We start from the raw sequence: 4,200 nt of genomic DNA, 5'->3' as shown, positions 1-4,200 counted from the left end.
GGTCCGCGACCTCCGGCCGCGCGCTCGTCGGGCCGGTCGCCCGGCCGCCCGTCCCGCCGGGGCCGCTGCAGCTTGGCGCCCTGCCCACCGGGCGATGCCCGGCCCGGTCCGCCGCGGAACGCCCCTGCGGGCCTCTTTCCGTCGGAGCCCTTGCTCCCGGTGCCCGCCGGGCCCCCCTTGCGACCAGACCTCATGACATGCTCCGCATCACGGCCAGGCCCGCCACGAGCCCCAGGATGCACAGGACGACGGAGCCGACGATGTAGCCGGCCGTGGCCGCCGTCTCGCCCCGTTCCCACAGAAGGACGGCGTCCAGCGAGAACGCCGAGAAGGTGGTGAAGCCGCCGCAGATGCCCGTGGTCAGGAATAATCGTGCCGATTGCGACCACGGCGCCTCCGCCTTGAAGGCGAGCCACCCGGTGAGGAGCCCCATGACCAGCGACCCCACCATGTTGATGGTGAGGGTGTGCCAGGGAAAGCCCGATCCCAGCCAGCGCGCGAACGCCGTGTTCACGCCATGGCGCAGGGCGGCCCCGAGGCCGCCGCCGAGGAAGACGATGAGAGTGGACTGCATGTTGGGCTCCAGATGCCCCTGCTTAGAGCATGGCGTCCGATGGTGGAAACCGGCAATTCGCGAAAAGCGGAATTCGACGCGACTTGAAAGCACGCCGCGTTTCCAAGCAGACCCATGGTCCCGCGGTCATGACGATCGCAGGCGTCTTGCGAAAAGCGGGATCGCGCCGTCTCGCGGCATGCTTCAGTCCTCGCCGCGCTCGGACCGCAGCCTGGCCCACCAGTCGAGGCGCTTGCGGATCTCGCGCTCGAAGCCGCGCTCGACGGGCTCGTAGAAGCGTTGCCGGCCCAGGCGCTCCGGCCAGTAGTTCTGCCCCGAATAGGCGTCGGGCTCGTCGTGGTCGTACCGGTAGCCGTCGCCATAGCCCTCGCTGGCCATGAGCTTGGTGGGAGCGTTGAGAATCGTCTTGGGCGGCGGCAGCGAGCCGGCCGACTTGGCCGTCTTCATCGCGGCCTTGAAGGCCGTGTAGACGGCGTTCGATTTCGGAGCCGTCGCGAGATAGACGGCCGCCTGCGCCAGGGCGAGTTCGCCCTCGGGCGAGCCCAGATACTCGTAGGCATCCTTGGCCGCCGTGCACACGGCGAGTGCCTGCGGGTCGGCGAGGCCGATGTCCTCGACCGCCATGCGCACCAGGCGGCGGCCGAGATAGAGCGGGTCTTCGCCGGCGTCCAGCATGCGCGCCAGGTAGTAGAGGGCGGCGTCGGGATCCGAGCCACGGATGCTCTTGTGGAGCGCGCTGATCAGGTTGTAGTGGCCGTCCTGGGACTTGTCGTAGATCGGCGCCCGTCTTTGGGTGACGCCCGCCAGCCCGGTGGCGTCGAACACCTCTCCGGGGCGCGCCGCCCGCCACAGTTCCTCCGCCAGCGTCAGCGCCGCGCGGCCATCGCCGTCGGCCATGCGGACCAGCGAGGCCCGGGCCTCCTCGTCGAGCGGCAGGGGCCGACCCTCGACCTCCTCCGCCCGCGACAGGAGCTTGCCCACGGCCTCGTCGTCGAGCGGCTGGAACGTCAGGACCCGCGCCCGCGAGAGCAAGGCCGCGTTCAGCTCGAAGGACGGGTTCTCCGTCGTCGCGCCGACGAGCGTGATGGTGCCGTCCTCCATGACGGGCAGGAAGGCGTCCTGCTGCGAGCGGTTGAACCGATGGATCTCGTCGACGAAGAGCAGCGTCCCCTGCCCCGCCGCGCGCCGCGCGCGGGCCGCCTCGAACACCTTCTTGAGGTCCGCCACGCCGGAGAAGATCGCCGAGATGGGTTCGAAATGCAGCGTCGTCTCATGGGCGAGCAGGCGCGCCACGGTGGTCTTGCCGGTGCCGGGCGGTCCCCAGAAGATCAGGGACCCGAGCGAGCCCGCATCGATGAGGCGGCGCAGCGCACCGCCGTCCCCGAGCAGATGGTCCTGCCCCACCACCTCGAACAAGGTCGTCGGGCGCAGCCGGTCGGCGAGCGGCCTCGGCGCGCCCTTGTCGAGGCCGGCGGCTTCGAACAGGCTGGGGGTCGATCCCCGGGACATCGGCCGTTTCTCCCGGTCAGCCGCCGACGGCGGCCGTCACCACCTCGCCGTCGCGCCGCACGACCAGCTTCCAGTAGTACTGCCGTGGCTTGGCGAGGCGTTCCAGTTCCCGCGTGCTGTCGACCTTCTCGCCATCGACGGCGACAATCACGTCGCCCTTCTTGAGATTGAGCTCCTGCGCGGGCGATCCGGTGGCGACCTCGGTCACGACGACGCCGTCGGTGGCGCCGGGGTCCAGCGACAGCTCCTCGGCGACGGCGGGCGACAGGTTGGCCACCGTGAGGCCGGCCAGGGGCCAGCGGCCCTTCAGCGTGACGGCGTCGCGCGGGCGCGTCTCGGGAGCGGCCACGAGGCGCAAGGTGAGCGACGACTTCTTGCCGCCGCGCAGGATGCCCAGCGCCGTCGTTCCGCCCACCGGCTTGGTGGCGAGCCTGAACCCGAACACGTCAGGATCGTCGACGGACTGCCCGTCCATCGTCTGGATGACGTCGCCGGCCTTGAGACCCGCCTCGGTCGCCGGGCTCTTGTCCACCAGGCTCGCCACGAGCGCCCCGACCGGACGGTCGAGGCCCAACCCCTCCGCCAGATCCGCCGAGACGACCTGCAGCCGTCCACCGAACCACGGCCGGCGAACGATCTTGGCACCCGCCTTCGCCGAGGTGACCACCACCTTGACCATGTTGACGGGGATGGCGAAGCCGATGCCATGGCTTCCGCCGGACTGCGAGAAGATGGCGGTGTTGATGCCGATCAGCCGGCCCGCCACGTCGACCAGCGCCCCGCCGGAATTGCCGGGGTTGATGGCCGCGTCCGTCTGGATGAAGGCCTGGTAGTCGGTGAGCCCGACCTGGGTGCGGGCCAGCGCCGAGACGATGCCCTGGGTCACCGTCTGGCCGACGCCGAAGGGGTTGCCGACAGCGAGCACGAGATCGCCGACCTCCAGCTGGTCGCTGTCGCCGAACTCGAGCGCGGCGAACTTGTCGCCTCCCCTCAGGCGCAGCACGGCGAGGTCGCTGCGCGGGTCACGCAGCAGGATGTCGGCTTCGAACTCGCGCTTGTCGGCCAGCGCCACCCGCACCTCGGTCATGCCCTCGATGACGTGCTGGTTGGTGACGACGATCCCCGACGTGTCCACGATGACGCCCGAACCCAGCGACCGCTGGGTCCGCTCCCGCGGCTGCGCCCCCTGGTCGCCGCCGAAGAAGCGGCGGAAGAAGGGGTCGTCCATCAGGGGGTTGCGGGCCACCTTCTCGGTCCGCGACGCATAGACGTTGACGACGGCAGGGCTCACCCTGTGCACGAGCGGCGCGAAGGATTGCTTCACCTGCTGCGCGGTCTGCGGGACCTGGACCGACTGCGCCGCCGCGGGCAGCACGGGTGCGACGAGCGTGAGCGAGGCGCCCAGCGCCGCCGCCAACATGGAACGGGTCAGCATCGCCATCGAGTCGTCCTCCGGGTGGTCAGGGGTCGATATAGCCACGCCTTGGTGGCGGTGGAAGGGCGCGGCTCGTTTCCGGGAGCGTCCAAAAGCAAAACGGGCGGCCCGAAGGCCGCCCGTTCCAAGATCCACTTGGTCGGAGCCGGCTCACGCCGCCTCGACGACCTCTTCCTTCTGGGTCGGGCCGGAGTCCTGCCCCTTGGCATCGACGTCGCGGTCGACGAACTCGATCACGGCCAGGGCCGCGTTGTCGCCGTAGCGGAAGCCGGCCTTCATGATGCGGGTGTAGCCGCCGTTGCGATCGGCATAGCGCTTGCCGAGCACGTCGAAGAGCTTCTTCACAAGCGCCACGTCGCGGATCTGCGCGATCGCCTGGCGGCGGGCGTGCAGGTCGCCGCGCTTGCCGAGCGTGACCAGCTTCTCGACGACCGGACGCAGGTCCTTGGCCTTCTCGAGCGTGGTGACGATCTGCTCGTGCTTGATGAGCGCCTGGCAGAGGTTCATGAACATCGCCTTGCGATGCTCGGCGGAACGATTGAAGCGGCGACCGCGAAATCCGTGACGCATGGCTGTCTCCTGGGAGTTATCGCCCCGCCGTGCCACGGTACGGGGCGTCTTTGGATGGTAGGCAGTAGGCAGTAGGCAGTAGGCAGTAGGCAGTAGGCAGTAGGCAGTAGGC

At 69.7% G+C, this 4,200-nt stretch carries 4 protein-coding genes and 1 pseudogene; all 5 read right to left on the bottom strand.

The window, feature by feature from the left end:
• Nucleotides 1–194 (bottom strand): annotated as a pseudogene (locus Q0Q47_RS31010) (hypothetical protein); the annotation flags it as partial.
• On the bottom strand, nt 191–574 hold the full coding sequence (crcB, locus tag Q0Q47_RS31005; protein ID WP_293869034.1) for a fluoride efflux transporter CrcB: 384 nt from the start codon (nt 572–574) through the stop codon (nt 191–193). The gene crcB and the pseudogene Q0Q47_RS31010, both read right to left, overlap by 4 nt.
• 183 nt (nt 575–757) lie before the next feature.
• A complete protein-coding gene (locus Q0Q47_RS31000) occupies nt 758–2,083 on the bottom strand; it encodes a replication-associated recombination protein A (RefSeq protein WP_293869032.1) in 1,326 nt (441 codons plus the stop codon).
• A 16-nt stretch (nt 2,084–2,099) separates the two neighbouring features.
• On the bottom strand, nt 2,100–3,524 hold the full coding sequence (locus Q0Q47_RS30995) for a DegQ family serine endoprotease (RefSeq protein WP_293869030.1): 1,425 nt from the start codon (nt 3,522–3,524) through the stop codon (nt 2,100–2,102).
• Nucleotides 3,525–3,668: 144 nt separating this feature from the next.
• Nucleotides 3,669–4,088, bottom strand: coding sequence for a 50S ribosomal protein L17 (rplQ, locus tag Q0Q47_RS30990; RefSeq protein WP_293869028.1), 420 nt, complete (start codon nt 4,086–4,088; stop codon nt 3,669–3,671).
• Nucleotides 4,089–4,200: the final 112 nt, after the last annotated feature.

It is taken from the genome of uncultured Alsobacter sp. (assembly GCF_945952055.1).
Taxonomy (GTDB): Bacteria; Pseudomonadota; Alphaproteobacteria; order Rhizobiales; family Beijerinckiaceae; genus Alsobacter.
Note: the sequence above shows the minus strand (reverse complement) of the source record. Positions and strands in the feature narration are given on the sequence as shown.